The following is a 1,811-nucleotide window of genomic DNA, read 5'->3' on the forward strand; positions in this document are numbered from 1 at the left end:
CAGTTGGTGCCGCTGACCGTGACGTTGAGCAACGGCCAGACCGTGACCTTCGCCGTCGGCGAAACCTCGAAAGTGCACTCGCTGACTGCGCAAGGTGATGACGTCTACAAAGACGGCGAAACCGTTGCGCTGGGCGTTAGCAATGTCACTTCGGGTGGCAACGCGCTGGAAAATCTGGTCATCGGCAACCCGGGCTCGGTAGTCGTCAGCGACACCCCGAGTGAAGTGGTCGCGACCCTGACCGCAGACAAAACCACCGTGGCTGAAGGCGGGCAGATCACTTACACCGTGACCCTGACCAACGCCGCCGGCTTGCCGATCAATAACCACGGTGAACTGTCGTTCACCCTGACTGACGGCACGGTTGTCACCGTTCCAGCGAACGGTACTTCCGGTTCGTTCACCATCACTGCCCCGGATGACATCCTGGTCGGTGGTCAACCGACCATCGTCAACAAACTGGAAAGTGTCGAAGGTGCGGGCAACTTCGAGCAACTGACCTTGGGTCAAGGCAAACTCGAAACCACCGTCACTGACGAACCAGGTACCGGCACACCAACCGACAATCAGGGCGACAAAGTCGCTATCTCCATCGTTGGCAACGGTCCGGTCCTGGAAAACCAGGCACCGAGCTTCACCATCACGTTGGACAAGCCACAAGCAGTGCCGTTGACGGTGACCCTGAGCAACGGCCAGACCATCACGTTCGCCGCCGGCGAAACCTCGAAAGTGCACTCGCTGACTGCGCAAGGTGATGACGTCTACAAAGACGGCGAAACCGTTGTGCTGGGCGTTAGCAATGTCACCTCCGGTGGCACCGCACTGGAAAACCTGATCATTGGTAATCAGGGTTCAGTAGTTGTTAGCGACACCATCAACGATGTAGTGGCGAAACTGACCGTGGATAACTCCACCGTCACCGAAGGCGGCAAGGTCACTTACACCGTGACGTTGACCAACGCTGATGGCCTGCCGGTGAACAACCACGGCGGCCTGACCTTCACGCTGACTGACGGTACGGTGATCAACGTTGCTGCCAACCAGACGTCGGGCAGTAAGGAAGTTGCCATTGCAGACAACCTGTACGTTGATCAACCGATCGTGGTGGAAAACCAACTGACCGGCGTTACCGGCACCAACAACTACGAAAACCTGGTGTTGGGCACTGATAAAACCAGCGTAACCATCACCGACGAGCCGAATGGCGATGGCAACCTGGTTACCGTGGGCATCGCCGCCAATGGCGATGTGTTGGAAGGCCAGGCGCCGACCTTCACCGTGAGCATCAACCGTGTTCTGGCGGACAACCTGGTTGTCACTCTGGATAACGGTAAAACCGTCACGATCGTCGCCGGTGCGAAGACAGCGATCTACACCGCTGACGCTAATGCCGAGGACGTTTACAAAGATCCATCGTCGCTGACCGTCAAAGTCACCGGCGCAGAAGTCGCCGGTAAAGCTCTGGAAAATCTGGTTATCAGTGGTGCTGACGCGACCGTCAAAACCACCGACACCATCAACGATGTAGTGGCGAAACTGACCGTGGATAACTCCACCGTCGCCGAAGGCGGCAAGGTTACTTACACCGTGACGTTGACCAACGCTGATGGCTTGCCGGTCAATAACCACGGCGGCCTGACCTTCACCCTGACTGACGGTACGGTGATCAACGTTGCTGCCAACCAGACGTCGGGCAGTAAGGAAGTTGCCATTGCGGACAACCTCTACGTTGATCAGCCGATCGTGGTGGAAAACCAACTGACCGGCGTTACCGGCACCAACAACTACGAAAACCTGGTGTTGGGTACCGA

Annotated in this window: 1 protein-coding gene; it reads left to right on the top strand. The window is 57.3% G+C overall.

The features are described 5' to 3' along the window. Positions 1–1,811, top strand: a 1,811-nt coding sequence (locus tag GBC55_RS29685; protein ID WP_348650986.1) for an immunoglobulin-like domain-containing protein, incomplete at both ends; no start/stop codon positions are given.

Source organism: Pseudomonas sp. TNT3 (assembly GCF_010095445.2).
GTDB lineage: Bacteria > Pseudomonadota > Gammaproteobacteria > Pseudomonadales > Pseudomonadaceae > Aquipseudomonas.